Origin of the sequence: Pseudomonas sp. P8_229, assembly GCF_034008635.1 — a bacterium.
Taxonomy (GTDB): domain Bacteria; phylum Pseudomonadota; class Gammaproteobacteria; order Pseudomonadales; family Pseudomonadaceae; genus Aquipseudomonas.
Map to the genome: position 1 here is coordinate 3,441,830 of NZ_CP125378.1, position 26,966 is coordinate 3,468,795.

General features: G+C 62.4%; 28 protein-coding genes. 5 read left to right on the forward strand and 23 right to left on the reverse strand.

Going from position 1 to position 26,966, the window contains the following annotated elements:
• Window positions 1-92: 92 nt before the first annotated feature.
• Window positions 93-1,511 (forward strand): FAD-dependent oxidoreductase, encoded by a 1,419-nt coding sequence (locus QMK55_RS15610; RefSeq protein WP_039757038.1) that lies wholly within the window; start codon window positions 93-95, stop codon window positions 1,509-1,511.
• Window positions 1,512-1,872: 361 nt separating this feature from the next.
• Window positions 1,873-2,940, forward strand: a complete 1,068-nt coding sequence (gene hemE, locus QMK55_RS15615; protein WP_102355610.1) for a uroporphyrinogen decarboxylase — start codon at window positions 1,873-1,875, stop codon at window positions 2,938-2,940.
• Window positions 2,941-3,117: 177 nt separating this feature from the next.
• Here the strand turns inward: hemE and QMK55_RS15620 are convergent, their stop codons facing one another.
• A complete protein-coding gene (locus tag QMK55_RS15620) occupies window positions 3,118-4,392 on the reverse strand; it encodes an MFS transporter (protein WP_102355609.1) in 1,275 nt (424 codons plus the stop codon).
• 118 nt (window positions 4,393-4,510) lie between these two features.
• Between QMK55_RS15620 and QMK55_RS15625 the strand changes: the two genes are divergently transcribed.
• The gene (locus tag QMK55_RS15625) at window positions 4,511-5,413 is read left to right on the forward strand and encodes a LysR family transcriptional regulator (protein WP_099757784.1); all 903 of its coding nucleotides are present in this window, start codon (window positions 4,511-4,513) and stop codon (window positions 5,411-5,413) included.
• Between the two features lie 104 nt (window positions 5,414-5,517).
• Here the strand turns inward: QMK55_RS15625 and QMK55_RS15630 are convergent, their stop codons facing one another.
• Window positions 5,518-5,955, reverse strand: coding sequence for an excinuclease (locus tag QMK55_RS15630; RefSeq protein WP_320329515.1), 438 nt, complete (start codon window positions 5,953-5,955; stop codon window positions 5,518-5,520).
• Window positions 5,956-6,171: 216 nt separating this feature from the next.
• Here QMK55_RS15630 and QMK55_RS15635 point away from each other — a divergent pair, with 216 nt between their 5' ends.
• Window positions 6,172-6,555, forward strand: coding sequence for a type II toxin-antitoxin system PemK/MazF family toxin (locus QMK55_RS15635; protein WP_042704943.1), 384 nt, complete (start codon window positions 6,172-6,174; stop codon window positions 6,553-6,555).
• Window positions 6,556-6,768: 213 nt separating this feature from the next.
• Here QMK55_RS15635 and QMK55_RS15640 read toward each other — a convergent pair whose 3' ends face one another.
• The 21 genes from QMK55_RS15640 to QMK55_RS15740 all read right to left on the reverse strand — a co-directional run bounded on the left by QMK55_RS15640 (window position 6,769) and on the right by QMK55_RS15740 (window position 25,801).
• Window positions 6,769-7,572, reverse strand: a complete 804-nt coding sequence (locus QMK55_RS15640) for a hypothetical protein (RefSeq protein WP_102355607.1) — start codon at window positions 7,570-7,572, stop codon at window positions 6,769-6,771.
• A 25-nt stretch (window positions 7,573-7,597) separates the two neighbouring features.
• A complete protein-coding gene (locus QMK55_RS15645) occupies window positions 7,598-8,824 on the reverse strand; it encodes a beta-ketoacyl-ACP synthase (protein ID WP_320329516.1) in 1,227 nt (408 codons plus the stop codon).
• On the reverse strand, window positions 8,824-9,552 hold the full coding sequence (gene fabG, locus QMK55_RS15650; protein WP_102355605.1) for a 3-oxoacyl-ACP reductase FabG: 729 nt from the start codon (window positions 9,550-9,552) through the stop codon (window positions 8,824-8,826). The genes QMK55_RS15645 and fabG overlap by 1 nt, the downstream gene beginning before the upstream one ends.
• Window positions 9,545-10,009: a hotdog family protein gene (locus tag QMK55_RS15655; RefSeq protein WP_102355604.1), complete on the reverse strand. Its 465-nt coding sequence runs from the start codon at window positions 10,007-10,009 to the stop codon at window positions 9,545-9,547. The genes fabG and QMK55_RS15655 overlap by 8 nt, the downstream gene beginning before the upstream one ends.
• The gene (locus QMK55_RS15660) at window positions 10,006-11,202 is read right to left on the reverse strand and encodes a beta-ketoacyl-[acyl-carrier-protein] synthase family protein (RefSeq protein ID WP_320329517.1); all 1,197 of its coding nucleotides are present in this window, start codon (window positions 11,200-11,202) and stop codon (window positions 10,006-10,008) included. The genes QMK55_RS15655 and QMK55_RS15660 overlap by 4 nt, the downstream gene beginning before the upstream one ends.
• Window positions 11,199-11,789 carry a hypothetical protein gene (locus QMK55_RS15665; RefSeq protein WP_413787272.1) on the reverse strand — a complete coding sequence of 197 codons (591 nt, stop codon included), beginning with the start codon at window positions 11,787-11,789 and terminating at the stop codon, window positions 11,199-11,201. The genes QMK55_RS15660 and QMK55_RS15665 overlap by 4 nt, the downstream gene beginning before the upstream one ends.
• Complete coding sequence (locus QMK55_RS15670) at window positions 11,789-12,514, reverse strand: class I SAM-dependent methyltransferase (RefSeq protein WP_320329519.1); 726 nt, start codon at window positions 12,512-12,514, stop codon at window positions 11,789-11,791. The genes QMK55_RS15665 and QMK55_RS15670 overlap by 1 nt, the downstream gene beginning before the upstream one ends.
• Window positions 12,511-13,758 carry an NAD(P)/FAD-dependent oxidoreductase gene (locus QMK55_RS15675; protein WP_102355600.1) on the reverse strand — a complete coding sequence of 416 codons (1,248 nt, stop codon included), beginning with the start codon at window positions 13,756-13,758 and terminating at the stop codon, window positions 12,511-12,513. Before QMK55_RS15675 ends, QMK55_RS15670 begins: the two co-directional genes overlap by 4 nt.
• Complete coding sequence (locus QMK55_RS15680; RefSeq protein ID WP_320329520.1) at window positions 13,745-14,908, reverse strand: sodium:proton antiporter; 1,164 nt, start codon at window positions 14,906-14,908, stop codon at window positions 13,745-13,747. Before QMK55_RS15680 ends, QMK55_RS15675 begins: the two co-directional genes overlap by 14 nt.
• Window positions 14,905-17,244: an MMPL family transporter gene (locus QMK55_RS15685; RefSeq protein ID WP_320329521.1), complete on the reverse strand. Its 2,340-nt coding sequence runs from the start codon at window positions 17,242-17,244 to the stop codon at window positions 14,905-14,907. The genes QMK55_RS15680 and QMK55_RS15685 overlap by 4 nt, the downstream gene beginning before the upstream one ends.
• Window positions 17,228-17,830: an outer membrane lipoprotein carrier protein LolA gene (locus QMK55_RS15690; RefSeq protein ID WP_102355597.1), complete on the reverse strand. Its 603-nt coding sequence runs from the start codon at window positions 17,828-17,830 to the stop codon at window positions 17,228-17,230. Before QMK55_RS15690 ends, QMK55_RS15685 begins: the two co-directional genes overlap by 17 nt.
• Window positions 17,827-18,252, reverse strand: coding sequence for an acyl-CoA thioesterase (locus QMK55_RS15695; RefSeq protein WP_102355596.1), 426 nt, complete (start codon window positions 18,250-18,252; stop codon window positions 17,827-17,829). The genes QMK55_RS15690 and QMK55_RS15695 overlap by 4 nt, the downstream gene beginning before the upstream one ends.
• Window positions 18,245-19,789, reverse strand: a complete 1,545-nt coding sequence (locus QMK55_RS15700) for an HAL/PAL/TAL family ammonia-lyase (protein ID WP_102355595.1) — start codon at window positions 19,787-19,789, stop codon at window positions 18,245-18,247. Before QMK55_RS15700 ends, QMK55_RS15695 begins: the two co-directional genes overlap by 8 nt.
• On the reverse strand, window positions 19,770-20,717 hold the full coding sequence (locus QMK55_RS15705; protein ID WP_102355594.1) for a glycosyl transferase: 948 nt from the start codon (window positions 20,715-20,717) through the stop codon (window positions 19,770-19,772). Before QMK55_RS15705 ends, QMK55_RS15700 begins: the two co-directional genes overlap by 20 nt.
• Window positions 20,714-21,448 carry a glycosyltransferase family 2 protein gene (locus tag QMK55_RS15710; protein ID WP_320329522.1) on the reverse strand — a complete coding sequence of 245 codons (735 nt, stop codon included), beginning with the start codon at window positions 21,446-21,448 and terminating at the stop codon, window positions 20,714-20,716. Before QMK55_RS15710 ends, QMK55_RS15705 begins: the two co-directional genes overlap by 4 nt.
• A gap of 119 nt (window positions 21,449-21,567) precedes the next feature.
• On the reverse strand, window positions 21,568-23,247 hold the full coding sequence (locus QMK55_RS15715; protein WP_320329523.1) for an AMP-binding protein: 1,680 nt from the start codon (window positions 23,245-23,247) through the stop codon (window positions 21,568-21,570).
• Window positions 23,244-23,789 carry a hypothetical protein gene (locus tag QMK55_RS15720; RefSeq protein ID WP_102355591.1) on the reverse strand — a complete coding sequence of 182 codons (546 nt, stop codon included), beginning with the start codon at window positions 23,787-23,789 and terminating at the stop codon, window positions 23,244-23,246. Before QMK55_RS15720 ends, QMK55_RS15715 begins: the two co-directional genes overlap by 4 nt.
• Window positions 23,786-24,040 (reverse strand): acyl carrier protein, encoded by a 255-nt coding sequence (locus QMK55_RS15725; protein ID WP_003220947.1) that lies wholly within the window; start codon window positions 24,038-24,040, stop codon window positions 23,786-23,788. The genes QMK55_RS15720 and QMK55_RS15725 overlap by 4 nt, the downstream gene beginning before the upstream one ends.
• Window positions 24,041-24,049: 9 nt before the next feature.
• Window positions 24,050-24,310 (reverse strand): phosphopantetheine-binding protein, encoded by a 261-nt coding sequence (locus tag QMK55_RS15730; protein ID WP_102355590.1) that lies wholly within the window; start codon window positions 24,308-24,310, stop codon window positions 24,050-24,052.
• Window positions 24,291-25,100, reverse strand: coding sequence for a lysophospholipid acyltransferase family protein (locus QMK55_RS15735; protein WP_102355589.1), 810 nt, complete (start codon window positions 25,098-25,100; stop codon window positions 24,291-24,293). Before QMK55_RS15735 ends, QMK55_RS15730 begins: the two co-directional genes overlap by 20 nt.
• Window positions 25,076-25,801: a beta-ketoacyl synthase chain length factor gene (locus QMK55_RS15740; protein WP_102355588.1), complete on the reverse strand. Its 726-nt coding sequence runs from the start codon at window positions 25,799-25,801 to the stop codon at window positions 25,076-25,078. Before QMK55_RS15740 ends, QMK55_RS15735 begins: the two co-directional genes overlap by 25 nt.
• Before the next feature lie 377 nt (window positions 25,802-26,178).
• Here QMK55_RS15740 and QMK55_RS15745 point away from each other — a divergent pair, with 377 nt between their 5' ends.
• Window positions 26,179-26,949, forward strand: coding sequence for a ParA family protein (locus tag QMK55_RS15745; protein ID WP_320329524.1), 771 nt, complete (start codon window positions 26,179-26,181; stop codon window positions 26,947-26,949).
• The last annotated feature ends 17 nt before the right edge of the window (window positions 26,950-26,966 follow it).

Sequence of the window (26,966 nt, forward strand, 5' to 3'; positions counted from 1 at the left end):
AGCTGAAGCCAGTGCGCGCTGTAACGGACTAATGTGATTTTCTTGCAGCTTGAAGCTTGTAGCTTGGAGCTGTCGTGTAAGAGGTTTTGAAGATGGCCGAACGTCTCAGTAACGACTTTCAATTCATCGATGTCGGGCGCAAAGATCCGAAGAAGAAACTGTTGCGTCAACGCAAGAAAGAGTTCGTCGAAATCTACGAACCGTTCAAACCCCAGCAGTCGGCCGATCAGGCCCACCGCTGCCTGGGTTGCGGCAACCCGTATTGCGAATGGAAGTGCCCGGTGCACAACTTCATTCCGAACTGGCTGAAGCTGGTGGCCGAGGGCAACATCCTCCAGGCCGCCGAACTGTCGCACCAGACCAACACCCTGCCGGAAGTCTGCGGCAGGGTTTGTCCCCAGGATCGTCTGTGCGAGGGTGCCTGCACCCTCAACGACGGTTTCGGCGCCGTGACCATCGGTTCGGTCGAGAAGTACATCACTGACACCGCGTTTGCCATGGGCTGGCGCCCGGACATGTCCAAGGTCAAGCCAACCGGCAAGCGTGTCGCGATCATCGGTGCGGGCCCGGCGGGTCTGGGCTGTGCCGACGTGCTGGTACGCGGCGGCGTGACCCCGGTGGTGTTCGACAAGAACCCGGAAATCGGCGGTCTGCTGACGTTCGGTATCCCCGAGTTCAAGCTGGAAAAGACCGTGCTGAGCAATCGTCGCGAAGTCTTCACCGGCATGGGCATCGAGTTCCGCCTCAATACCGAGGTCGGCAAAGACGTGACCATGGAACAACTGCTCGCCGAATACGATGCGGTGTTCATGGGCATGGGCACCTACACCTACATGAAGGGTGGTTTTGCCGGTGAGGATCTGCCGGGCGTCTACGACGCGTTGGACTTCCTGATCGCCAACGTCAACCGTAACCTGGGCTTTGAAAAGTCGCCGGAAGATTTCGTCGACATGAAAGGCAAGAAGGTCGTGGTACTCGGCGGTGGTGACACCGCGATGGACTGCAACCGCACCTCGATTCGCCAGGGCGCCAAGTCGGTGACCTGCGCTTATCGTCGTGACGAAGCGAACATGCCCGGCTCGCGCAAAGAGGTGAAGAACGCCAAGGAAGAAGGCGTGAAATTTCTCTATAACCGCCAGCCGATCGCGATCGTCGGTGAAGACAAGGTTGAAGGCGTCAAAGTGGTCGAGACCCGTCTCGGCGAACCGGACGCCCGTGGCCGTCGCAGCCCTGAGCCGATCCCGGGTTCCGAAGAGATTATCCCGGCCGACGCCGTGGTCATCGCTTTCGGTTTCCGCCCGAGCCCGGCGCCGTGGTTCGAACAGTTCGAAATTCAGACCGACAGCCAGGGCCGCGTCGTCGCGCCTGAGCAAGGTCAGTACAAGCACCAGACCAGCAACCCGAAAATCTTCGCCGGTGGCGATATGGTGCGCGGTTCCGACCTGGTGGTGACGGCGATCTTCGAAGGCCGCAATGCCGCCGAAGGGATCCTCGATTACCTGGGCGTCTGATCCCGGCTCCTGAGCCAAACGCAATAAATCTGTGGGAGCGAGCCTGCTCGCGAAAGCGGTCTGTCAGCCAACTTAAATGTTGGATGTGCCGACCTCTTCGCGAGCAGGCTCGCTCCCACAGTTGTTTCTCGGTGTTGCTGATAGCGCATTGATCGTTCCCACGCTCTGCGTGGGAATGCAGCCGGGGACGCTCTGCGTCCCAAAAAGCTTGACGCAGAGCGTCACAGGAGGCGTTACCACGCAGAGCGTGGGAACGATCATTGCGCAATAAATTGACCCGATAGACAAAAGGCTGACCTGCATCCGTGCCTTTTGCGTCGCGCTCTGAGAAAATGCCCGCACTTTTTTTCCGGATGCCGACATGACTGCCCTGAAGAACGACCGTTTCCTCCGCGCCCTGCTCAAGCAACCCGTTGACGTCACCCCTGTGTGGATGATGCGCCAGGCCGGCCGCTACCTGCCGGAGTACCGCGCCAGCCGTGCCCACGCCGGTGATTTCATGAGCCTGTGCATGAATCCGGAGTTCGCCTGCGAAGTCACGTTGCAACCGCTCGACCGCTTTCCGCAACTGGATGCGGCGATCCTGTTTTCCGACATCCTCACCATCCCCGATGCCATGGGCCAGGGTTTGTACTTCGAGACCGGTGAAGGTCCGCGCTTCAAGAAAGTCGTCAGCACTCTGGCGGATATCGAAGCCTTGCCGATCCCTGATCCGCACAAGGATCTCGGTTACGTGATGGACGCGGTCAGCACCATCCGCCGCGAGCTGAACGGCCGCGTGCCGCTGATCGGCTTCTCTGGCAGCCCGTGGACCCTGGCGACTTACATGGTCGAAGGCGGCTCGTCGAAAGACTTCCGCAAAACCAAGGCGATGCTCTACGACAACCCGCAAGCCATGCACCTGCTGCTGGATAAACTGGCGCAGTCGGTGACCTCGTACCTCAACGGTCAGATCCAGGCCGGCGCACAAGCGGTGCAGATCTTCGATACCTGGGGCGGCAACCTGTCGGCCGCGGCGTACCAGGAATTCTCCCTGGCCTACATGAAGAAAATCGTCAGCGGCCTGATCCGCGAGCACGACGGTCGCAAGGTGCCGGTGATCCTGTTCACCAAAAACGGCGGCCTGTGGCTGGAAAGCATCGCCGAGGCTGGCGCCGACGCACTGGGCCTGGACTGGACCTGCGACATCGGCAACGCCCGCGCCCGTGTTGGTGACAAGGTTGCCCTGCAAGGCAACATGGACCCGACCGTGCTCTACGCCAAACCGGAAGCGATCCGCACTGAGGTGGGCCGTATTCTGGCCAGCTACGGCAAGGGCAGCGGGCATGTGTTCAACCTGGGTCACGGCATCACCCCTGAGGTTGATCCGGAGCACGCCGGTGCGTTCCTGCGTGCGGTGCATGAGTTGTCGGCGCAGTATCACGAGTGATCTTCGCCCGATAAAAAACGCCCGGCATATGCCGGGCGTTTTTGTTTCGATGATCCAAAGTCGGACGCGGATAAATTGTAGGAGTGAGCCTGCTCGCGATAGCGGTGAGTCAGTCGCCTAATATGTTGGCTGATACACCGCTATCGCGAGCAGGCTCACTCCTACATGGGATTCTTGTCAGGCTTTTACACCGCCCAGCGGCGGCAACTTCGCCAGCTTCAACGCAACCAGCAGCGCCACCAACAACAGTGCACCAATAAACAAGCCAATCCCGTTCCACCCGCCCAAATGCCAGAACACCCCACCCGCCGTCCCGGCAATGCTGGAGCCGGCGTAATAACTGAACAGGTACAACGACGACGCCTGCCCCTTGGCCTTGGTCGCCCGCCGGCCAATCCAGCTACTCGCCACCGAGTGCGCAGCGAAGAAGCCAAAAGTGAAGATCAGCATGCCGACGATCACCAGCAACAGCGGCGTAAACATCGTCAAGGCAAGGCCGGCAAACATCAGCGCAATGGTCGCCCACAATACTTTGCGTCGCCCCAGCTTGTCCGCCAGCGAACCGATCTTCGCCGAACTGTAGATACCTGACAGGTACACCACCGAGAGCAACCCGACGAACACCTGATCAAGGTTGTACGGCGCGGCGAGCAGGCGATAACCGATGTAGTTGAACAGCGTAACGAACGCGCCCATCAGCACGAACGCTTCGAGAAACAACAGCGGCAGACCGGCATCGCGAAAGTGCATGGTGAAGCCGTCGAGCAGGCTGCGCGGGTGCAGCGAGCGCGAGCGGAAGTTGCGCGACTCGGGAAGGATCTTGCAGAACACCGCTGCCGCAATCAGCGCCAGACCGCCGATCACCAGCATCGCCGTGTGCCAGCTGACGAAGTCGATCAGCACGCCGGTGATCAACCGCCCACTCATCCCGCCAATGGCGTTGCCGCCGATATAAAGCCCCATCGCCAGACCGATGTGCTGCGGGTGGATCTCTTCGCTCAGGTAGGTCATCGCCACTGCCGCCAGGCCGCTCAGCGACAGCCCGATCAGCGCACGCATGATCAGCACACCTTGCCAGCTCGGCATCATCGAACTGGCGATGGTGCACAGCGCTGCGGCGAACAGCGCCGCGACCATCACCGGTTTGCGTCCGATGCGGTCGGAAATCGGCCCGGTGATCAACAGGCCGATAGCGAGCATGCCGGTGGCCACCGAGAGGATCAGGCTGCTCTGCGCCGCGTTGATTCCGTACTCATGGGACAACAGCGGCATCATCGGCTGCACGCAGTAGAGCAGGGCAAACGTCGCGAATCCGCCGCTGAACAGCGCCAGCACCGTGCGCATGAACATCGGCGTGCCTTTTTCGATGTAGATCTCTTGCAGCTCGGCAACGACATCGTCCGCCGCGGCAGGCGGAACTTCATGGGCAAGAGGGGCGGCGGCGGTTTTCACATCAGACCTCGGAGGGCACGGCCAGGCAGGCAATGAAAAAATCATATAGCTGGCTAATGTTTCTATCCAATATATTGTTCGACCTGTTTGATAGCTTTAACGACCTAATGGGGTGTCCATGGAATTGCGTCATCTGCGCTACTTCATCGCCGTCGCCGAAGAACTGCATTTCGGCCGCGCCGCACAGGTGCTGGGGATCTCCCAGCCACCGCTGAGCCAGCAGATTCAGGCGCTGGAGCAAGAGGTCGGCGCGCGGTTATTTGAAAGAACTAATCGTCGGGTCGAACTGAGCGAGGCTGGCCGATTGTTTCTCGAAGAGGCGCGGCTGGTGCTGGCGCAAGTCGACAAAGCGGCAGATGTCGCCCGGCGTGCGCAACTCGGTGAGCTGGGTGAACTGAAGATCGGCTTCACCTCGTCGGCACCGTTCAACTCGACCATTCCCCAGGCGATCTTTGCCTTTCGCCAGCGTTTCCCGGCCGTGCACCTGAACCTTCGCGAGATGAGTAGCACGCAGGTTGCCGAGGGCCTGGTGGACGAGTCGATCGAGGTCGGCATCATGCGCCCGCTGGGCCTGCCGGATTCGCTGAGTGTGGTGGAGTTGATGCGTGAGCCGCTGGTCGCGGTACTCGGTTCCAAGCATCCGTTGGCGCAAGGCAGTGAAGAAGGGCTGTTCCTCTCGGCGCTGGCACTGGAGCCGTTCGTGTTCTTTCCGCGCAGTTACGGCAGCGGGCTGTATGCGCAATTGCTGAGTCTGGCGCGCGATGCCGGGTTCAGCCCGCACTTCGCTCAAGAAGCGGGGGAGGCGATGACCATCATCGGTCTGGTCGCAGCGGGGCTTGGAGTTTCGGTACTGCCGGCGTCTTATCAGCGGATGCGCATCGACGGCGTGGTCTATCGCCCGTTGCTCGATCCGGAAGCGGTGTCTGCGGTGTGGCTGGTGCAGCGCAAGGATCAGAAATCGCCGATGGCCAAGGCGTTTGTCGACCTGCTCACGCGCAAGGTTGAACCTTCAAAGGCGTGATTGCTGCGCAATCAAATCGCGAGCAGGCTCGCTCCCACAGGGGAACGCATTCCAAGGTGGGAGCGAGCCTGCTCGCGAAGGCGTCGGCCCAAACATCACAGATTTCAGGGCAACCGCACCAAATCCCCCTTCAACGCCACCCGCGTCACGAATATCCCCGCCCGGCACTCATAGGTGTTCAAATCCTTGCGTACATGCTGGTCGTAATAACTGACGATATTGACCACCGCATTCGCCCCGACCCGTTTGGCATCGGCCTGCAACTTGATCAGATTCGACTGCAACACCCACTCGCAGGAGTTGTGGTCACTCTTGTTGAAACCATTGGTCTTCAAATCACTGACCACCCCTCGGCGCAGCAACTGCTGCGTGCCCTGCGGCCCATTACCGAGCAGATAGAACTTCACACTGCCATCCAGCCGCCCGGCGCGAATCGCATCCGACAGCACAGTTTCGAAGGGCATGTACATGAGGTTGGTGGCGTGGCTGGCGCTGGGCAGTAGCGCGAAAAACGCAGCGGCGATCAGGGCTTTCACTTGCATGGTCATCTCCTTGACTGTGAAAGAGAACCGCGAGTGCTCGACCGACCGGGCTCGCCGTTCTGACAGGCGTATTGATGGCCTGCATGAGCGAGTGTAGATGCTGTGTGGCGAGTATTCAGCTTGTGGAGCCGTGTTCACCACATTTGCGGTTACGAACTGTTTTAGCGAGTGTTTGTTTTCTTGCGCAGAATCGATTTCTTTAAGTGAGTGCCATGGATGCCACTTCGATACCAGCCCAAGGAAGGTAGTGTTCTGATCTGCGACTTCAGAGGTTATGAAGTACCTGAGATGGTCAAGGTCAGACCCGTTGTCGTGATACGAAAACACAGAACCAACAGTATGTTGGTGACGGTCGTACCGCTCAGTACCACTGCACCGGATTGTTTACTTGATCACCATTTCGAACTCTCCAGCCATCTTCAAGGCGCCAGCCCGATCTGTTGGGCGAAGTGCGATATGGTGGCCACTGTCAGCCTTTCCCGACTGGACCGGATCAAAAGCAGAGATCGTGAAGGACGGCGCGTCTATTTGATCTCACACCTTGAAACAGAAGAGTTCTGCGCCGTTAAAGCCGCAGTCAGGCGGGCGCTTGGGCTGTAATGGCAACAGAAGTGGCGCAGTGAGGCCAAACGCCAGCCGTTGTCCTGATTGATGATTCGGGCAATACTGCGAGCGTTCCCGCAAGGGGCTTGTGAGACTCTGAGGATCCTGGGCGACCAGCCATCGCAGAGCCAGACAGGTGATCGGCGATGACAAGCCAACCTGTTTGTGAAAGGGCGCCAATTGGCGCCCTTTGTCGTTTCTACAATCCCATCAATCCACGTGCGCCAAATCCCCGCGCAACGCCACGCTCGACACCACCAGCCCGGCACGGCACTGGAATTTTTCGGTGTCTTTGTACAAATCGCGCTGGTCGACGCTGGCGATGTTGATCACGGCGTTGGCGTCGGCTTTTTTCGCGGCGTTCTGCAGGGTAGCGAGGGCCGATTGCAGGGCCCAGAAGCAGGCGTCGGCGTCGGATTTATTTGCGCCGTTGGTTTTGCGGCTGCTGCTCACGGTGTCGAGTGTGCGCACCTGTTTGGGCAGGGTTTCGCCGGCCAGGTAGAACTTCACGCTGCCGTCCAGCAGGCCGGCGTCGGTGGCGCGTTTGACGCCTTCGCGAAAGCTCAGGTAGGTCGGCTCGTCGGCGCCTTGCTTGACGATGCCCAGGTCGTTGACGAACTCGATGTCCGGGTTGATCGACAGTTCCTTGAGCACGTTGTCACGCAGGCGGTTGACCCAGCGGTTGTAGTTGCCGTGGATCTTGCCGTCCTTGGCGTCCAGGCCATAGCTGCTGCGGTAGTCGATTTCGAACGAGGTCGGGCTGAACGGAATGTCGACTTCGGCGTGGTGGCGGCCGCGTACGGTGATCGCTGCCTTGATCATGCCCGGACGTACCGATTGCACGACCCATTGGCGGTCGTTGAGCGCGGTGACAATGGCGCGGCTCATCTGTTGCTGGGTGAAACCGAGGTTGGGCGAGAACTGTTCCTTGGCGTTGTAAACCGGTTTGCTGGTGCAACCGCCGAGCACCAAGGCCAGGGCCAGCAGGGCGGCGATGCGGTGAAACTGAGTCATTCCCTTCACTCCAAACGTATTGCGGTCAGTGCCAGCGGCGGAAAATCAACGAGGTGTTGACGCCACCAAAAGCGAAATTGTTGTTCATCACATACTCGTGATGCATCTGGCGGAATTCGCCGCGCAGGTAATCGAGTTTGCCGCAGTGCGGATCGACCTCGTCGAGGTTGAGCGTGTGCACGTACAGGTCACGGTTGAGCATTTCGATGCTGAACCACGACTCCAGCGCGCCGCAGGCCCCGAGCGTGTGGCCGAGGAAACTCTTCTGCGAGCTGATCGGCATACGTTCGCCGAACAAGCTGCTGGTTGCCAGTGTTTCGGCAATGTCGCCCTGTTCTGTAGCGGTGCCGTGACCATTTACGTAACCGATTGCATCCGGCGTGAGCCCGGCGTCTTCCAGCGCCAGCTCCATGGCGCGGCGCATGGTGATCTGTTCGGGGCGGGTGGTGTGTTGGCCGTCGGCGTTGCTGCCGAAGCCGACAATTTCCGCATGGATCCGCGCCCCGCGAGCCAGAGCGTGTTCCAGCTCTTCAAGCACCAGCATGCCGCCGCCTTCGCCGATCACCAGGCCGTCGCGGCCCTTGTCGTACGGGCGTGGGCTGGTTTGCGGCGCGTCGTTTTTCAGGCTGGTGGCGTAGAGCGCGTCGAAGACCATCGCTTCGGTCGGGCACAGCTCTTCGGCGCCGCCGGCGAGCATCAGCGGCAGCCGTCCGAACTTGATCGCCTCATAGGCATAACCGATGCCCTGGCTGCCGCTGGTGCAGGCGCTGGACGTCGGGATCAGACGCCCGGTGAGGCCGAAGAAGATGCTGATGTTGGCGGCGGTGGTGTGCGGCATCATTCGCACGTAGGAGTTGGCGTTGAGGCCCTCGGCCACCGAATTGAGCAGCATGTTGCCGAATGCCTTGATCTCGTCGGTGCTGCCGGTGGATGAGCCGCAGGCCACGCCCATGCGCCCGTCCTTGATCATTGCGTCGCCAAGCAGGCCGGCGTCGGCCAGTGCCTGTTCTGCCGCACCTACGGCCAGCCGCGAGACCCGGCCCATGCTGCGCAGTTGCTTGCGGGTCCAGTGCGCCGGGACGACGAAGTCATCGATCGGCCCGGCCAGACGGGTGTTGAGTTCGCTGAAGCGGTCCCACTCGTCCATCCGGCGGATGCCGCTGCGGTTGGCCGCGAAGTTGCCGGCGATGGTCTGCCAGTCGCTGCCCAGCGAGGTGATGCCGGCCATGCCGGTGACGACGACGCGCTTCATCAGCACAGGCCTCCGTTGACCGCCAGGACCTGGCGGGTGATGTACGAGGCTTCCGCCGACATCAGGAAATTCACCGCACTGGCCACCTCTTCCGGGGTGCCCATGCGTTGTGCGGGGATCATTTTCATCAGTTCTTCCACCGGCACGTTTTCATCCAGCATCGCCGTGTCGATCAGGCCCGGTGCGACGCAGTTAACCGTGATTTTGCGCTTGCCCAGCTCGATCGCCAACGCTTTCGCGGCGCCGATCACGCCGGCCTTGGAGGCGCTGTAGTTGACTTGGCCACGGTTGCCGATCAACCCCGACACCGAGGTGATACAGACGATCCGACCAGCGGCGCGACGACGGATCATCGGCATCATCACCGGGTGCAGGACGTTGTAGAAACCGTCGAGGTTGGTGCGCAGCACCACGTCCCAATCGTCATCGCTCAGCGCCGGAAACGCACCGTCGCGGGTCAGTCCGGCGTTGAGCACCACGCCGTAATAGGCACCGTGGGTTTCGACGTCGGCTTCGAGGATGGTTTTGCAGGTTTCGCGGTCGGCGACGTCGAATTGCAGAATGCGTGCGTTGCGGCCCAGCGCTTCGATTTCGGCCTGAACGGCTTGCGCTTCAGTCAAGCCGCTGCGGCAATGCAGGACGATGTCATGTCCGGCCTGCGCCAGGCGCAAGGCGATGGCGCGGCCGATGCCACGGCTGGAGCCGGTGACCAGTACGGATTCAGTCATCGTTCGACTCCTTGTTTTGTTCAAGATATTGGCTGGGCTGGGGCGGGCGAAAGACATTCAACCGGGCGCTGGCCTCGATGCCGGGCCCGTGGATGTGACATTCGAACACGCCCATGCCGTTGTCGTCTTCCAGCGAGCGGATGCCGTGGATGGTCAGTTCGCAGCCGGCAGGGAAGGCCTCGACGTTGCACTCGAATTTACGTGTGCCGAGCAGGAAACCCAGCTCCACCGGGTTGCCCTTCTGCCGCGCGTGGCAACCGGCGAACGCGGCGACGCTTTGCGCCATCAGCTCAACGCCGACCCACGCCGGCAGGCTGCCATCGGGCAGGCTGAACAAGCCGTCGGGCTTGATCGTGAGGCGGGTATGGATCTGCTCATCGTCGAAACTGAGGATGCGATCGATCAGAATCATGTCGCCAGCGTGCGGCAGCAGTTCGGCGAGCGGCCAGTCGGTCATGGGGCGTCTCCGATAATCAGGCTGACGTTGTTGCCCCCGAAGGCAAACGAGTTGCTCATCAGGTAGCGCGGTGCAATGGACGACAGGCGTTCGTTCGCGGTCACCCAGTGCAGGGCTGGCAGGTCGGGATCGGGCTGTGCGTCCCAGACGTGCGGCGGCAAGGCCTGCTGCGGATTGTCGGCGCTCAGGCTCAGCCAGCAGAACGCCGCTTCCAGCGCACCTGCCGCGCCGAGGGTGTGACCGGTCATCGGCTTGGTCGACGAGCAGGCCACACCGTCCGGGAACAGCGTGGCGACCGCCAGGCTTTCCATCGCGTCGTTGTGCTGGGTCGCCGTGCCGTGCAGGTTCAGGTAACTGATTTGCGTAGCTTGCAGCTGTGCGCGGCTCAAGGCTTTGTGCATTGCTTGCAGGGCGCCGCGGCCGCTCGGCTCCGGGGCGGAAATGTGGTGCGCGTCGCAGCTGGCCCCGGCGCCGAGCAGGGCGATGGCCGGACCCTCGCCGCGCTGCTTGCTCATCAGGAACAACACCGCCGCTTCGCCGATGTTGATGCCGTTGCGGTTGGCCGAGAACGGATTGCAGCGCTCATCGGACACCGCCTCCAGTGCGCTGAAACCGTTGAGCGTCAGCTTGCACAGGCTGTCGACCCCGCCGCACAGCACGGCATCGCACAGACCCAGATCGAGCAGGCGCTGCGCGCTCATCAGCGCCCGGGCGCTGGAGGTGCAGGCGGTGGAGATCACGTAGGCCGGGCCGCTGAGCTGTAGCCAGTCGGCAAGAAAATTCGCCGGTGCGCCGAGTTCCTGTTGCCGGTAGTCGTACTCGACGGGGAACTGTTGCTCGCGAAGGTAGTGCGCCAGACCACGGCTGGCTTCGTCGATGCCCGAGGTGCTGGTGCCGAGCACCACGCCGATGCGCTCGCGACCATACGTCTCGATTGCCCGGCCGATGTCAGCGCGAATCTGCAGCGCGGCTTCCAGCAGCAGTTGATTGTTGCGGCTGCTCTGGTCGGCCAGTTCGGCCGGAATCGCCGCCAGCTCACCGAGCACCGCCGCCACGGGCAACTCGCGCCCGGCGACCCAGCCGGACTCAAGGCGCATGCCCGAGCAGTCACCGGCAAACAGGTTGTGCGCGACTTGATGCTTGTCGCGGCCCAGCGCGCAAATCACGCCGAGGGCATTGAGGTAGGCGGTCATGGCGTCGGTTCACCGAGGGGAGAAACCCGATAGTGCGGGCCTTGGGGCAGGTTCAATTCGAAACTCAACGGTTGTGTATAACGGATCGCCCAGCGCGGCGGCAGCGAGCGTTGCTCACCGTGTTGCTGCGCGGCGGGATAGTTGCGCAGCAGCTCGCCGGTGGGGGTCAGGGCGAACAGCAGCGCGGCAAACAGCTCCCGGGCTTCCGGGTTCGGCGGCAGCAGCCCGTCGGCCTGCCAGCGACCGTCGATCAGTTGCTGACGCGCCTGGGGGATGCCCAGCGGGTCCATCATCGACCAGCGGATGCCTTGGCCTTCACGCTGGATCACCAGCAGCCAGTCCTGACGTTGCTCGGCTTGCTGGCGTTCGATGTGCAGTTGCAGCGGTAGCGGCAGCGTCGGATTGCTCGTGGGCAGCGGGGCCTGGCTGGCGCAGGCACTGAGCAGGGCAAATATCACCAACATCAGCCACGCCCCAAACCTTGTAGGAGTGAGCCTGCTCGCGATGACGGTGACACATTCGAAAAACATGTCGGCTGACCCACCGCTTTCGCGAGCAGGCTCACTCCTACAGGTTATGTGTGGCATCAAAGAACACCTTCAAGCGGCTTGCGCGCCACGACATTCACCAACGTTTCCTCGCGCTCGCCAAACGGCTTCGGCCGGCGCAACCCAAACCGCTCCAGCAAGCCGAAATCCTTCGACCGGCTCCACCACAGATACGGGTACGAGACATTGCGCTGGGTGAACTCGAAGCCCTGCTGGCGAATCATCTCCAGGTACTGCGCGGCGCTCCTCTGCACATGCATCGGATGGCGGAACAGCCAGCGGATCACCCAAGTATCAATGTAGGCCTCGGTGGACTCGGCGAACAGCAGATAACCGCCCGGTTTGAGCACACGGTAGAACTCGGCGAGGGCCTTTTCCTGTTCGACCAGATGATGAAAGGTCTGGTGGCAGAACAGCAGGTCGACACTGGCGTCCGCCACGTTGAGCGTCGCGCAGTCGCTGCCGATCAGTTCGACGTCGACACCCTGGCGCGCCGCTTCCGCTGCACTCAACTCAAGGCTGTGTGGATCCGCATCGACGCCAATCAAACGCTGTGGGGCGAAGGTCTGGCGCAGATGCCGGAACGACTTGCCCTGGCCACAACCGGCATCCAGCAGCACCGGATTGGCCGGCAGCGACTCGCTGAACAGCCCGCGCAGGTCGTTGATCGCCACGCGCAGCACATGGTGCTGCCAGGTGTGGCTGCGCAGGAACCAGAAACCGAAGCGGGTTTCCTCGACGTAGCTGTCGCTCAAGTAATTCATGGGGCGTCCTTTGCACAGAGTTCGGAAATCATCTTCAACCGGCGGCGCGCTTCGCTGACGAACGGGTTGCGTTCATCCCAGGCGTAACCGGCGAGGATCGAGCAGATCATCCGGCGAATGTCCGCCTGGCTGTCTTGATAAAAAATCACGTCCTGAAAGGTGCCGGCGTACCAGCCCTCGACGTAGCAGCGGAAAGTATCGACCCCGCGTTTGAGCGGCTCGGCGAACTCGCGCTGCCAGTCGACGGTTTCGCCCTGCAACTGCCGGTGCAGGACGGCGGCGGCCATGCTCGCCGAGCGCATGGCGATGGTCACGCCGGAGGAGAACACCGGGTCGAGAAATTCCGCCGCATTGCCAAGCAGGGCAAAGCCCTGACCGTGCAGGGTTTTGACGTTGGCCGCATAACCGCCGAGGGTGCGCGCCGGGGTGTCCCACACGGCGTTGTTCAGCACGCCGGCGAGGCTCGGAGTCTCGGCGATGAAGCTGCGCAGGCAGGCATCCAGATCGCAGTCGCGACCCTTGAAGTGTTCGGCGGCGGCGACTACGCCCACCGAGCAGCGACCGTTGCTGAACGGGATGGTCCAGAACCAGATGTCGCGGTGCTCTGGATGGGTGGTGACGAGGATTTTCTCGCGGTCGAAGGCCGGGTTGTCGATGTGATCTTCGACGTGGGTGAACACCGCCTGGCGCAGCGGGAAGTTCGACGGTGCTTCCAGATCGAGCAGGCGCGACAACACGCGACCGTAACCGCTGGCGTCGAGCACGAAATCTGCTTCGATGCGGTACTCGCTGCCGTCTTCGCGCAGCACGTCGAGCTGCGGTTTGGCCCGCTCGAAATCAACGCGGACGATGGCGTCGCCATAACGGATCTCGACACCTTGCAGCGCCGCCTGATCAGCCAGCAGCTTATCGAAATCGGCGCGTTGCACCTGGAACGTGGTCGGCTTGCCACCGGTGAAGGTGTCGCCGAAGTCGAAGGCGCTGTAGCGCTCGCCCCAGGCGAATGCAGCACCGGTCTTGCGCTGGAAGCCGGCGGCGTTGACAGCGTCGAGCATGCCGGCCTCTTCGACGAAATCCAGGCAATGACACAGCAGGCTTTCGCCGATGGAAAAACGAGGGAAGTGCTGGCGCTCGATCACCAGCACGTCGTGGCCCTTGCGCGTGAGCAGTGCGGCGGCGATGGCGCCGGACGGGCCGGCACCGATGATCACGACCTGACGGGATTCCATTTCAACGATTGGCACGTGAGCTCCCGGGCGCGGTGGCGGTGTGTTTCAGAGGCGTGCGATGCAGGCCGATCAGGGCCGGCAACAACGTCGCGATCAGGCCCATCAGCATCAGCGCGAGGTACAGCGCCGGGCTGATCAGCTGTTGTTGCAGCAACAGGTTGAGAAAGACGATTTCGCTCAGGCCGCGGATGTTCAGCAGCACGCTTTCGCGCCAGCGGCTGGCACCTTCGAACGAGGTGCCGGCCCAGCCCAGGCCGAGCCAGTTGCCGAGCAGTTTACTGGCAATCGGCAATAGCAGCAGCGCCATCCATTGCACCGTGCCAAGGCTGGCGAGGGCGCTGTGCACGTCAATCTGCACGATGCCGAACGTGAGGATCAGCGGGATCGCGATCCACGTCTGCAAGCGGCTCATCCACCGCGCCGGCAATGGCAACACCAGCGGCACCTTCAGCAGCGCCATGCACAACAGGTAGCCGATGCCGAAAATCAATGCGTTGAGTTTGTAGTGCTCGGCGAGCACCAGCAGCGCGAAGAAGCCGAGGCTGTAGGTCAGCGGGCGACGCACGCGCAACAGATGCAGCAGCACCGGCACGCAGGCCAACCCGAGCGGCAGCAACAGGCTGCTCAAATGCAGACTGCCCTGAGCGAGACCGAACAGCGTCCAGCAGGTCAGGTCGATCAGGATCGCCGTCTGCACCAGACGCCGGGTGGCAGCGTGCGGGTAGTCGATGTGGCGCAAATACAGGTACAGCACCGGGATCGCCGTGATCGCGAACACCAGGCCGATCGCCAGCGAGTTCAGCCACGGTTGCGCCGGCAGCAGCCAGGTGGCGGCTGCCAGACCACAGGCGAACGGCACGGCAAAACTCGGTACGGCGATTTTCACGCTCTGGCGGTCGAGACGCAGATCGATCACATCGCTGAGGATGTGCCCGAGCAACAACGCGAAGCTCAGGCTGTAGAGGTCTTTCAGCCACCCCGGCGCAATCAGTTCGGCGCCGCTGAGTTGCCAGCCCGGTTCGATCCAGAAGTACATCAGCAGCGGCAAGCCGAAGCTTGCCAGCAGCAACTGGCTGACGATCGGGATCAGGCCAAAATACCTTCCGACGCGGGTCGCTACGGCGAACAACGCCAGCGCCATCAGCCAGAAGCCGACGACCATCACGCTGCCGGTTCCGCGACGGTGGCGCTGTGGGCGTGACGTCCGGCCCACGGTGCGAGGATGAAGCTGAAGGCCAGTCCGAGGCTCACCGCCAGGCCGAAGTTGCTCACCGCCGGCGTGCTGGAGACCGCCAGCAGACCGAATGACAGCCACGTCGTCAGCGCCGCCAGCAAGGTGCCCAGCAGGCTGACAGCGGCACCGCCGACCTGCTCGCGCATAAGGATCGCGTAATCGACGCTGATCGCCGTCACCAGTAGCAGGCCGAACAGGCTGAACAGGGTCAGCGGCTGGCCGAGCCAGCCGAGGCTGGCGAGGCTGCACAGTGCCGCCAGCAGCGGCAGGGCGACGATGCGCAGTGCGCCACCGAAGCCGAACGGCACGATCAGTACCAGCACGATCAACACGCAGGAGGCGAGTTTCAGTTCGGCGGCGCTGATCTGGGTGGCGGCGAACACCGCGTTCAACTCGCCGAGCCGATCGACCAGCATCACCCCCGGCAGGTCCAGCGCCTGCACTCGCAGCAGCGACGGATTGTTCAGGCCTTGCAGGCTGGTCATCGCCGCCACGCCGTCAGCGGTCGGGCCGAGCCATAGCGTGCGGTAAGGCTCGCCCAAGGGGCCGGCCAGCGCGGCATCGATGTCCTCGGCGGGCAGGTTTTGCAACTGTTGCAGTTCGCTTTGCAGCGCGGCGAGCGGTACACCGAGGTCGAGCAATGGCTGCCAGAATTGCGGCAGTTTGCTCAGTGCCTCGCGAACCTGCTGTTGCTGGCTCGGCGGGCTGAGCAGTTGATCGAGGGCCAGATAGCCTTGCAGTTTTTCGAGGTTGACCAGTTGTTGCAGGCGCTCGCTCAACGCGGCCTGACGCTCCAGTAATTGCTGCTGATTGGCCCCGCGCACCAGGAAGAACTGGCTGGTCGGCTGATAGCCGGTGATGCGCGCGATGGTCTGCGCTTCATCGGTCAGACGTTGTGGCGCACCGACCCACTGGCGGATGTCGTTCTTGCTTTGCAACTGCACCAGACCGCCGGCGCAGAACGCGATCAACAGCGCCAGCAGCACCGGCGTGCGCACGTGTTCGAGCAGGGTTTCGCGCAGCGTCACCAAGCGTTCGGCCAGGCGTAGCGGCCATTGCGCCGGAAGCAGCTCAACGTTTTTCAGCAGGGCCGGCAACAGGCACACCGCCGACAGGTAGGCGCCGAGCAAGCCGGCGGCGGAGAACACCGCGATCTGCGTCAGGGCCGGGAAGGGCGTCCAGGCCAGCGCCAGATAACCGATGGCGCTGGTGATCAGGCTCAAGGTCAGCCCGGAGAGCGTCAGGCGCAAGGCCGGCCAACTGCGCCACGGCTTGAGGCTCCAGCTTTTCGACAGATAGTGCAGTGGGTAATCCACCGCCACGCCGATCAGGCTGGAACCAAGCACCAGCGTCATCACGTGCATGTGGCCGAACAGCGCCACACAGGCCACCGCGCCGAACAGCATGCCCACCAGCACCGGCACGAACGCCAGCAATACCCGCCAGCGGCGAAACGCCAACAGCAGCAACAGCAGAATGCCGAGGGTGGCACCGCCGCCGACCCAGGTCATTTCGCGGGTGGCTTGTTGCTGACCGTTGGCGGCGTAGAGCAGGCCGCTGGCGGCCAGCAGTTGCACGTCGGCTTTCGCCGCCTGCTCGCGACTGTGCTGGAGCAAATCCGCGACTTTCAGCGGCAGGTTCATGTCGAAGGCATTGCCGGTGGTGCGCGCGCGCAGCAGCACCCAGCTTTTGCCGTCGGCATCGGCGACCAGTGCGCCGCTGCCAATGTCCAGTTGCACCGCGCCGTGCTTCGGCTGGCTGTTCTGGATGCGTCCGGTGAGGCCCAGCCAGTCATCCTGGCTCGGCACCAGAGTGAAGCCGTTGAACGGGTCGAACAGTGCCTGCACCCGTTGCTGAATAAACGCGTCAGGGTGCTCGGTCAGCAGTTGCCGGTCATCCGCCGAGAGCATCGCCAATCGTCCTTGCAGCAATTGCGTGCGCAGGGCCGGAAGGTCGGCTTGCAGATTCCACTGAACCTTTTCGAACAGGCCGCTGGCCTGCCATTGCTCGCCCAAGGTTTGCGCCATGGCCACGGCTTGTTGACGATCGGCATGGCCGACCAGCACCAGCATTTCCCGATTGAGCGGTTCCTGCATGCGCTGTTCGGCGCGCAGTTCGAGTGCATCAGGGTTGGTGCCGGGCACCAGTTCCATGAGGTTGGCCGACAGCGGTGCACCGTCACGCCACTGCCAACCGGCCAGCGCGACGACCGCCAGCAGCAGGATCAGGAACAGCCACGGCAGCCTGCGTTCACTCGGCAAAGTCATGCTGCTCCGTGTCGCTCAACGGCTGCTGTGCCGTGCTGTCCTGCATGCGCAGCACAGTGCTGTCGCCCTGGGTTTCCAGCAGTTCGATGGTCTGCACCAGCTCACCGCCGTCGATGTTGATCCGGTTGAACACTTGCTTGAGCAGCACCGAACGCGGGGTCAGGGTCAGTTTCCATTGTTGCGCATCGCCGCTCAGGGCCAGTTCGAAATCCCGTTGCAGGCCGCTGCTGTCACCTTGCAGCACGGCAAGAAACAAGCGGTTCTGCTCGGCTCCGGCGCTCTTGTTCGGCAGCAACTGCCAGCCGGTGCTGTCACGACGGGCAATGCCGTTGGCGGTGATGCGGTAGTCCTGTTGCAGCGGGGTCTTGAGCAGCCAGAGCAGGCCGTGATTTTTCGCCAGGACGAAGCTGCCCTTGCTCAGCAGCGGCTGGGGCAGGGCACGCAGGTGTTTTTCCTGGATGAACTGGCCGTGGATCACGTCCGGTTTCGCCAGTTGTTCGCTCAGCTGTTGCAGGTCGAAGGCGTTGGCCAGGCTGGATACAGCGAGCAGCGCCATCGCGCCAAGGCATTTGCAGAACAGGTTCATCGCAGCATCCTTTCCACCGCATCGGTGAACACTTTGGGTGAGGCCAGTTGCATCTCGCGACTGCTGATCTCGACCGCCACTTGCACCGAGCTGGCGCGAGTCAGGCGTTCGCCGCTCTGCAGGTCAGTGATCAGATAATTGATCTTCAACCGGTTCTCCCACTCCACCAGACTGGCGCGCACGTTCAAGCGTTGGCCGAACACCGCGCTACGCACGTACCGCAGTTGCAGGTCGATGATCGGCCACGCATAGCCGGACTCGGACATCTGCGTGTAGTTGTGGCCGATCTGGTCGAGCAGCGCGCAACGCGCGACTTCCAGGTATTTGACGTAGTGCCCGTGCCAGACCACATGCATTGTGTCGACGTCGAAGAACGGCACGAGGATTTCCGTGTCGGCGTGCAGCACTCCGGCGCTACGCATGCAGCCTCCAGTGTTGCTCGGCGATACGTTGCAGGCACAGGCGCAGTTCGCCTTCCAGTGCCCGGTCTTCGATGACTGGCGGGAAGTCCTTGGCCAGCTCTTCGTGCATGGCGGCCAGCGAAGGCGGCAGCGCACGCGCGTCTTCATCGCGACCCCGCAACCAGACGCCCTGATTGGCCGCGAGCAACGTGGCGGCAGCAACCTGTTCGGTCAGCTCCAGCACGCGGATCGCATCGCGGGCGGCGATGGTGCCCATGCTCACCTTGTCCTGGTTGTGGCATTCGGTCGAGCGTGAGAACACGCTGGCGGGCATGGTGTTTTTCAACGCTTCGGCGGTCCAGGCGCTGGTGCCGATTTGCACGGCCTTGAAGCCGTGGTTGATCATCGCGCGATCCGCCGGGGCACCGGACAGGTTGCTCGGCAAACCGTGGTTGTAGCGCTCGTCGACCAGCAGCGCGAGTTGCCGGTCGAGCAGGTCGGCGACGTTGGCCACGAGGTTTTTCAGGCTGTCCATGGCGAACGCGATGTGGCCGCCGTAGAAGTGTCCGCCGTGCAGCACGCGCTCGGCTTCGGCGTCGATGATCGGGTTGTCATTGGCGCTGTTGAGTTCGGTTTCGATGAACGAGCGCAGCCAGTTCAGGCTGTCGGCCAGCACACCGAGCACGTGCGGGGCACAACGCAGCGAGTAGCGATCCTGTAGGCGATGCAGCGGTGCGGTCGGGGCGTCGATCGCCAGATCCTTGCGCAGCCACGCGGCGACTTGCATCTGCCCCGGGTGCGGTTTGGCAGCGAACAGGCGCTCGTCGAAGTGTTCCGGATTGCCTTGTAGCGCGACCACGTTGAGCGCGGTGATGCGTGTGGCCAGTTGCAGCAGATAGTCGGCCCGAGCGTAGGCGAGGCAGGCGAGGCCGGTCATTACCGCCGTGCCGTTCATCAAGGCCAGCGCTTCTTTCGGGCGCAGCACCAGCGGCGTCCAGCCGAGTTCGCGATGCACGTCGGCCGCTTGCCGGCGTTCGCCGCGGAACATCACTTCGCGCTCGCCCGACAGGGTCGCGGCGACGTAGGACAGCGGCGTCAGATCGCCGCTGGCGCCGACCGAGCCTTCTTCGGGGATCAGCGGCAGGATGTCGTGTTCGAGGAACGCGTGCAGGCGCTCCAGCAGTTCAATGCGCACCCCGGACACGCCGTGGCACAGCGACTGCAAACGCGCGGCCAGCACGGCGCGGGTGGCCTGGGCGTCGAGCAGTTTGCCCAGTCCGCAACCGTGGAAGGTGTACAGATGACGCGGCAGCGCCTCGACGTGATGCAGCGGCACCGCGACCACGCAGGAGTCGCCGTAACCGGTGGTCACGCCATAGATCACGCCTTCCTTGTCCAGCAGCGAGTCGAGAAACCGCGCGCCCTTGGCGATGCGCTCGCGGTAATCGGCGTCGCTCTGCAACTGCACGGGCGCCTGACGGTTGGCCAGGGCCAGCACGTCTTCGATGCGCAAAGGGCGTTCGCCGAAGGTTACCGGCTCATGGGTTGGCGTCGTCATCGGTCTTCCAGAAAGGGTAAAAGTTGAACCATTGGTGCGGGGCTTCGAGGCAATAGTGACTCAGACGCTGCGCATAGCGGGTGGCCCACTGATGAATGACCTGCTCGCGCTCGCGGCGTGTCCACACCACGCTGTCGGCGAACGGTTCGAGGGTCAGGCGATAGTGACCGTCCGGTTGCTTCAGGCACATCAGCAGATTGACCGGGCATTTCAGCAAACCGGCCAGCAGCCACGGCCCCTGCGGGAACGGTGCCGGGTGGCCGAGAAAGTCGACGGTGACGCTGCGCCCTCCGTGCAGTGGCACGCGGTCGCCGGCAATCGCCAGCCACTCGCCGCGTTCCAGGCGTTCGTGCAGTTGCAACATGATCACCGGGTCCAGTTCGCTGACCTGAATCAGGCGCAGATTGGTCGCCCCGGCCTCGCCCAGCAGACGGTTGAACTGCTCGGCATGCTTGGTGTGCACCAGCACGTTCATGGTGACCTTTTCACCGATCTCCGCCAGCGCTCGACAGACTTCAAGGTTGCCCAGGTGCGCGCCGACCAGCAGTTGCCCGCGACTGCCACGCAACTGATTGCGCAGGAGTGCCGGGTCGATGATTTCGATCTGCTCGATGCGGATCTTGCCGTTCCATACGTCGAGCTTGTCGAGCAGCGAATCGGCGAACGCCATGAATTGAGCGAACACCCGCCAGAGGCTTGGGCGCAGATCGACGCGCTGGCTCCAGTCGGCCAGACGTTGCTGGTATTGCCAGGCACTGCGCCGAGCAGTGCGGCCGAACAGGAAAAAATACAGGACGATGCCGTACAGCAACGGACTGAGCAGGCGCCGGCCAAGAACCTTGGCGGCGAATGCGGTGAATTTCATCAGCAGGAAACTGCCGCGTTCTTCGCGGTCGGCCCAGTGCTTCTTGTCGGTCTCGACGCTCATGTTCGCCACCGGCGCCAGAGGATCAGCGGCAGGCGCAGCAGCATGCCGAAGAACAACCGGGTGTGCATGCTGGAAATCAGCGCGTTGTCATGGAACAGACGGAAGTGCGACACGCCGTCCAGCGGGTAATGCACGCTGGTTTGCCGCCAGCGCATCGGCTGATTGCGCCACGACAGGCGCACCAGAATGTCCGAGTCGAAATCCATGCGCTTGCCGACCCGAGCCGAGTCGATCAGCGCCAGGGTCGGCGCCAGCGGATACACGCGAAAGCCGCACATCGAATCGCGGATCTGCAGCGACAGCGTGTTGATCCAGACCATCACGTGGGTCAGGTAGCGCGCATACAGACGACCCTTGGGCACGCTGTCGTCGAACAGTGGATAACCGCAGATCAACGCGTCCGGATGGGCGCGGGATTCTTCGACGAAGCGGGCGACGTCGTGCAAGTCGTGCTGGCCATCGGCGTCGACCTGCAAGGCATGGCTGAACCCCAGGCGCGCCGCTTCACGCAGGCCGGTCATCACCGCACCGCCCTTGCCCTGATTGAGGGTCAGGCGCACCAAGTGCACGTTATCGCGCTCGGCCAGCGCATCCAGCACCTTCGCGCAGGAGGGTGTGCTGGCATCGTCTACCAGAATGCACGGCAGGTTTTGGGTGAGCAGGGCATCGACCACGGTAGTGATCGCGGTTTCGTGGTTGTAGACCGGAATCACGGCGCAAGGGTTATGCATACCGATTCTCCACAGGAAGACTGCAGTGACTGCTTCGCGAGCAGGCTCGCTCCCACATGAGATCGCGGTTCCTGTGGGAGTGAGCCTGCTCGCGATTGAGTGCGCAGCACTCACCAGGGTCAATCATGCTCTACACCCAAAAGAATCCGGCCACTTGAGCACGTCGCCGTGTCATTGCGATAAGCGAAATACAGCTTGCCGCGCTCAGAGTCGAAGCGCAGGTGCAGCTGGATTTCATCGCCGGGGCGCACCAGTTGCTGGAATTTCAGCACTTCCATGCCGGCAAATTTGCCGGGCAGGTTCAGCAATTGCTGACCAAGTTTCAGCGCCCATTCGACTTGCACCACACCCGGCAGCACCGGGGCCTTGGGAAAGTGGCCGCTGAAATAGGCCAGATCCGCTGGCACCGCCAGTTGCAGGCTCCACTCGCCATCGGTTTCGACCTTCTCCAGCACTTCCGGGGCCTTAGGCCGTGGCGCCAGCAGCAGTGCTTCGATGTCAGCCTGCGGCAGCTTGCCCTGGCTGTTCAGCGGCAGTTGCCGCACCAGACGCCAGCGCCGAGGCAAGGCCAGGGCTTCGCAATGCTCGCTCAAGTGTTTGCGCAGGGCTTCAGTCAGGTTGCGGCGGCCCTGTTCGCGCAAGGCGAACAGACCTTCCTCGCTGAGCACCAGCAGTGCCCCAAGGACCGCGCGGTTTTCCTGAACCACGCCCAGCCGTGCTTCGGCGACCCAGTCGTGAGCGACCAGCGCCTGCTCCAGCATCGGCAGGGAAATGCGCTTTTCTTCGAGCTTGACGATGCGGTCCAGCCGCCCCAGCAATTCGAAACGGCCGTCGGCGGCGATGCGTGCGGCATCGGCGGTGTGTTCGACATGCCCGGTCGGCAGATAGGGAGATGCGATCAGCAGCGCGCCGTCGCTGTCCTGGCTCAGCTCAACCCCGGCGAATGGCTGCCACAGGCTGGCACCTTGACGCCAGGCGATGCCACCGGTTTCCGAACTGCCGAGGATTTCCGTCGGCCACTGCTGCAAACGTTGCTGCAGGCTGTGCGCGGCTTCAAGCGGCAACGCGCCGCCGGAGGAAAACACCCGGCGCACGGCACTGAGGGCCGGCCAGTCGAGGTTGTCACCCATACGCTTGAGCAGCGCCGGGCTGGCGACCCAGGCAAAGGCCGGATACTCGCGGCTGGCACGCTGCAAGTCTTCGGGAAACGCCAGCTGTTTGCGCACAAACGGGCGCCCGGCGCACAAAGGCCACAGCACGCGAAACAGCAAGCCATAGATATGCTGGGTGGCAACGCTGCCGATGATGCAGGCCTCGCCGAGGTCCGCGCCCCACAACTGCTCCAGCGCTTCGACTTCGTTGGCCAGTTGGCGCAGGGATTTGTCGATGCGCTTGGGCTCGCCGCTGGAGCCGGACGTGCACAGGCTCAGACGGCACTGGTCGAGATCCAGTTCGGCGCCGGGCAGTGGCGGTTGCTGAACGTCGTTCAGTTGCGTGTCACCGGCTTGATCCGTCAGCCACAGATCGACTTCAGCGGACCAGCGCTGGCGGGTTTGTGGCTGCAGATCCGCAGGCAGCAGAACGCTGACGCCAGCGCGCCATGCGCCCAGCAAAGCGATGGCCAGTTCGGCGGCATCTTCCAGATGCACAGCCAGGCGCTTCACGCCCTGCGCTTGCAGACCGGCGGCAACGCTCAACGCCTGTTCGCACAGTTGCGCGTGATCGAGTGCCGGTGCGTGGCTGATTGCCCGCGCCGGCGCAGCCTTGAGCAACAGGTGCTCAAGTTTTATCCAGTTCATTTACGGCCTCTTACCCGTTGTCGTATCAGCCATTCAATGGCAAACATCAGGCCGATCAATCCATAGGAGATCAGGCCGGTGTACAACATCCACCAATGCAGCGGCGCCCACAGGGTCAGGAGGGCGGCGCACAAACCGTTGCAGAAGAAAAACACGCTCCAGGCCATGGTGACCTGGCGGGTGTAGCGGATCGCCTCGGGCGGCAGTTGCGGCTCACGGATCCGCGCCAGGCGCTCGACCATCGGCGGGCCGTATTTCAGGCTCAGGCTGAACAGCACCAACATGAAGCCGCTGATCAGCACCGGGTACCAGCGCAGTAACAGCGGGCTGTCGAACAGTGCCAGCAACAGGCAGAACCCGATCGCCACGCCGGCCATCCACAGGCTGCCGGGCTTGCGCTCGCCCGTCAGCGCGCGGGCCAGCCACAGGCTGCCCAGCAGCAGCCCGAACTGCCACGGGGCGAAGTGCTCCATGCCGAAATACACCGCAAAGGGGTACAGCAGGCCCGCCAGCAGCAGGCCGAGGCCGATCAATCGGCTCATGCGGCCGGTTGAACCAGACGGTAGACCGCCTCGACCACGTCACCGACGGTGCGCACCGACTTGAATTCTTCGGCGGCGATTTTCTTGCCGGTCTGGCGTTTGATGTGATCGATCAGATCGACCGCGTCGATGCTGTCGATTTCCAGATCCTGATACAGGTTGGACTCCAGACTGATGCGCGCCGGATCCAGTTCGAACAGCTCGACCAAGGCATCGCGCAGGGTGTTGAAAATATCGTCACGAGTTTGCATGGTCCGGTCTCAAGCTGCCTGTTTTGCCGTAACGAACGCCGCAAGGCTCGCCACGTTGGTGAAGTGGTTGCGGGTGTCTTTGGCGTCGGCGTCGATCTTGATGCCGTACTTTTTCTGGATCGCCAGACCCAGTTCCAGCGCGTCGACGGAATCCAGGCCCAGGCCTTCGCCGAACAGCGTCAAGTCGTCGCCGATATCGTCGGCGCTGATGTCTTCGAGGCCGAGGGCGTCGATGATCAGCAGTTTTATCTCACGGTGCAGATCGCTCATCTTCGGCGAGCTCCTTGATGAAGTAGGTGTGCAAATAGTCGTTGAGCTTGCGCGAGGCCTGCGGTGCCGGCCCCTGCGTGGCGAAAGTCTGTGGGTCTATATCGGCCCCGACACGAAAACTGAAGTGCACGCGGCGGCTGGGGATCCGATACCAGGGTTCGGCCTTGGTCAGGGTGGTCGGGCTGACCTTGATAACCACCGGAGTCAGGATTTTCGCACCGCGCAGGGCAATCGCCGCGGCCCCCCGATGAAAGGCCGGTGCCTGCCCTGGCTGGGTGCGCGTGCCCTCGGGAAAAATGATCAGGGTCTGGCCGTTTTGCAGGGACTGCGCGGCGGCATCGAGCATGTCCATGCTGCCGTCATTGCTGATGTACTCTGTGCTGCGCAGTGGGCCACGGGTGAAGGGGTTTTCCCACAGACTTTTCTTCACCACGCAATTGGCCTGGCGCACCAGGCCGATCAGGAACACCACATCGATCAGCGACGGGTGGTTGGCGATGATCATCTGCCCCGGGCGGCCGAGGCGTTCAGCGCCTTGAATGTCGTAGGTCAGCACGCCAGTACGGGCCATGAACCGCACAAAAAACCAGAACAACCGACTGACGGTCTGCCGTGCGCGGTGGCGATGTTTCAGCGCATCCCCAGGCAGGCAGCCGAGCAACGGAAACACCAGCAGACGCAGACACAGTCCGCCCAGCCCGAACAGAGCGAAACTTGCGGCAGTGGCCAGCAGGCGCCAGTAGTAGGCGTCGCGGTTTTTCTCGGTCACGGGTTGCGTTGCCAGGTCCATACACGATTTTTCCAGGCATGTTGGCAATGGGTTTGCTGGCCAAGCAGGGTTTGCAACAGATTCAGCGCGTGTGGCCAGTGCGCTTTGGACACTGCTTCTGTGCCGCTGTTCAGGGTCAGCCGCCAGTCGGTACCGGGGGTGATCAACAAACCGAGCGCATAGGGAAAAGGCACGTCGTCGATCCACTGCAAGTAGGCCTGGGGCGGCTGCTCTTCGGTGATGATCAGCAGCACTGCCGGAGCGCCTTCCTCGAGCAGGGCCGCAGCTTCGAGCATGCCATGTTCCAGACCATCGCCAGCTGCCGCGAGGGCGGTCATTTCGCTGGTTTCGCCGCGCATGATCGACCACAGGCCGATGATTGCGTTGTGCACCGACAGGCTGAACTGGGTCGGAGACAACGGTTCGTCCTTGGCCAGATCGCTGAGGATCTCGAAGGTGCGCGGGGTTTCGCCGTGCCGTGAAACAAACACCAGCGGCAGGTTTTCCCGTCCGTCGGCCAGCGGCCAGCCGACACTGAACGCCATCCGCGCCAGACGGCTGAGGCGCCGGCGCTGCATGGCCGGCAGGAACGACACATCGGGCGCGGCATCGCTGCTCTGGAGCACGACCGGTTGTCGGCTCCAGGCCTGCCAGGCGTCCACGCTGTCGAGCCCGGGGGCCCACGCGCGCCATTGGGCGATGTTGAAGTTGATCACGGACATTTATCCCGCCCCTGCGGGCTTGTATTGACGCGTTGAGTCGCCAAAGCCGCAGCCGGGCTGTGCTGACGTTACCGGACGCGGCGTGGCGCCTGACGTTCGGGTGGCGCGCATTATCCCGGTGCGACGAGTGTGTAGCAAATGCTGGTTACATTTTGCGCAGCTGAATGTACCGAATGGTTCGTGGAAAAAATGTCACTTGGCCATTATCCGGGTCGTCAGCGGTTTGTCTGTCGGGCATCCCGACGATCAATGGCCGTTTTTGCTCCATCGCCATGGGGATATTTGCACCTGACTCTGTAGTCCGCGTCCATGGAGGTAGCGAAGCCAAGCCACGCGCATCTACACTCGGTCATTCTTTGATACACGGAGGTTTTGTCATGCGGCGCGTGGTGTTCAATCAGAAAGGTGGCGTAGGCAAGTCCAGCATTGCCTGCAATCTGGCGGCGGTCAGCGCCAGCGAGGGCTATCGCACGCTGTTGGTGGATCTCGATGCCCAGGCCAACTCCACTCAGTATCTGACGGGGCTCACCGGGGATGACATACCGATGGGCATCGCCGATTTCTTCAAGCAGACCCTGTCTTCAGGGCCGTTCTCGAAGAAAAATCAGGCCGATATCTACGAAACCCCGTTCGACAATCTGCACATCATCACCGCAACTGCTGAACTGGCCGATCTGCAGCCCAAGCTTGAGGCCAAGCACAAGATCAACAAGCTGCGTAAGTTGCTGGACGAGTTGGCCGAAGATTACGACCGAATCTACCTCGATACCCCGCCAGCGCTGAATTTCTATGCGGTGTCGGCATTGATTGCCGCTGATCGTGTACTGATTCCCTTCGATTGCGACAGTTTCTCACGGCAGGCGCTGTACGGGCTGCTGGCAGAGATCGAAGAGTTGAAGGAAGACCACAACGAAGGCCTGGAAGTCGAAGGCATCGTGGTCAACCAGTTCCAGGCCCGGGCCAGCCTGCCGCAGCAGATGCTTGATGAATTGATTGCCGAGGGCTTGCCGGTGCTGCCGGTGTATCTGAGCAGTTCGGTGCGCATGCGTGAGTCTCACCAGGCCAGCACGCCGCTGATCCACCTCGACCCACGGCACAAGCTGACGCAGCAATTTGTTGAACTGCACAATCTGCTCGAAGACGCCTGATACCTCGAATTACGCAT

Bases quoted from the DNA above. Each gene is read 5' to 3' on its own strand.
- QMK55_RS15610 (WP_039757038.1), top strand. From the start codon at position 93: ATGGCCGAACGTCTCAGTAACGACTTTCAATTCATCGATGTCGGGCGC.
- hemE (WP_102355610.1), top strand. From the start codon at position 1,873: ATGACTGCCCTGAAGAACGACCGTTTCCTCCGCGCCCTGCTCAAGCAA.
- QMK55_RS15625 (WP_099757784.1), top strand. From the start codon at position 4,511: ATGGAATTGCGTCATCTGCGCTACTTCATCGCCGTCGCCGAAGAACTG.
- QMK55_RS15630 (WP_320329515.1), bottom strand. From the start codon at position 5,955: ATGCAAGTGAAAGCCCTGATCGCCGCTGCGTTTTTCGCGCTACTGCCC.
- QMK55_RS15635 (WP_042704943.1), top strand. From the start codon at position 6,172: ATGCCACTTCGATACCAGCCCAAGGAAGGTAGTGTTCTGATCTGCGAC.
- QMK55_RS15640 (WP_102355607.1), bottom strand. From the start codon at position 7,572: ATGACTCAGTTTCACCGCATCGCCGCCCTGCTGGCCCTGGCCTTGGTG.
- QMK55_RS15645 (WP_320329516.1), bottom strand. From the start codon at position 8,824: ATGAAGCGCGTCGTCGTCACCGGCATGGCCGGCATCACCTCGCTGGGC.
- fabG (WP_102355605.1), bottom strand. From the start codon at position 9,552: ATGACTGAATCCGTACTGGTCACCGGCTCCAGCCGTGGCATCGGCCGC.
- QMK55_RS15655 (WP_102355604.1), bottom strand. From the start codon at position 10,009: ATGACCGACTGGCCGCTCGCCGAACTGCTGCCGCACGCTGGCGACATG.
- QMK55_RS15660 (WP_320329517.1), bottom strand. From the start codon at position 11,202: ATGACCGCCTACCTCAATGCCCTCGGCGTGATTTGCGCGCTGGGCCGC.
- QMK55_RS15665 (WP_413787272.1), bottom strand. From the start codon at position 11,789: ATGCCACACATAACCTGTAGGAGTGAGCCTGCTCGCGAAAGCGGTGGG.
- QMK55_RS15670 (WP_320329519.1), bottom strand. From the start codon at position 12,514: ATGAATTACTTGAGCGACAGCTACGTCGAGGAAACCCGCTTCGGTTTC.
- QMK55_RS15685 (WP_320329521.1), bottom strand. From the start codon at position 17,244: ATGACTTTGCCGAGTGAACGCAGGCTGCCGTGGCTGTTCCTGATCCTG.
- QMK55_RS15690 (WP_102355597.1), bottom strand. From the start codon at position 17,830: ATGAACCTGTTCTGCAAATGCCTTGGCGCGATGGCGCTGCTCGCTGTA.
- QMK55_RS15695 (WP_102355596.1), bottom strand. From the start codon at position 18,252: ATGCGTAGCGCCGGAGTGCTGCACGCCGACACGGAAATCCTCGTGCCG.
- QMK55_RS15700 (WP_102355595.1), bottom strand. From the start codon at position 19,789: ATGACGACGCCAACCCATGAGCCGGTAACCTTCGGCGAACGCCCTTTG.
- QMK55_RS15705 (WP_102355594.1), bottom strand. From the start codon at position 20,717: ATGAGCGTCGAGACCGACAAGAAGCACTGGGCCGACCGCGAAGAACGC.
- QMK55_RS15710 (WP_320329522.1), bottom strand. From the start codon at position 21,448: ATGCATAACCCTTGCGCCGTGATTCCGGTCTACAACCACGAAACCGCG.
- QMK55_RS15715 (WP_320329523.1), bottom strand. From the start codon at position 23,247: ATGAACTGGATAAAACTTGAGCACCTGTTGCTCAAGGCTGCGCCGGCG.
- QMK55_RS15720 (WP_102355591.1), bottom strand. From the start codon at position 23,789: ATGAGCCGATTGATCGGCCTCGGCCTGCTGCTGGCGGGCCTGCTGTAC.
- QMK55_RS15725 (WP_003220947.1), bottom strand. From the start codon at position 24,040: ATGCAAACTCGTGACGATATTTTCAACACCCTGCGCGATGCCTTGGTC.
- QMK55_RS15730 (WP_102355590.1), bottom strand. From the start codon at position 24,310: ATGAGCGATCTGCACCGTGAGATAAAACTGCTGATCATCGACGCCCTC.
- QMK55_RS15735 (WP_102355589.1), bottom strand. From the start codon at position 25,100: ATGGACCTGGCAACGCAACCCGTGACCGAGAAAAACCGCGACGCCTAC.
- QMK55_RS15740 (WP_102355588.1), bottom strand. From the start codon at position 25,801: ATGTCCGTGATCAACTTCAACATCGCCCAATGGCGCGCGTGGGCCCCC.
- QMK55_RS15745 (WP_320329524.1), top strand. From the start codon at position 26,179: ATGCGGCGCGTGGTGTTCAATCAGAAAGGTGGCGTAGGCAAGTCCAGC.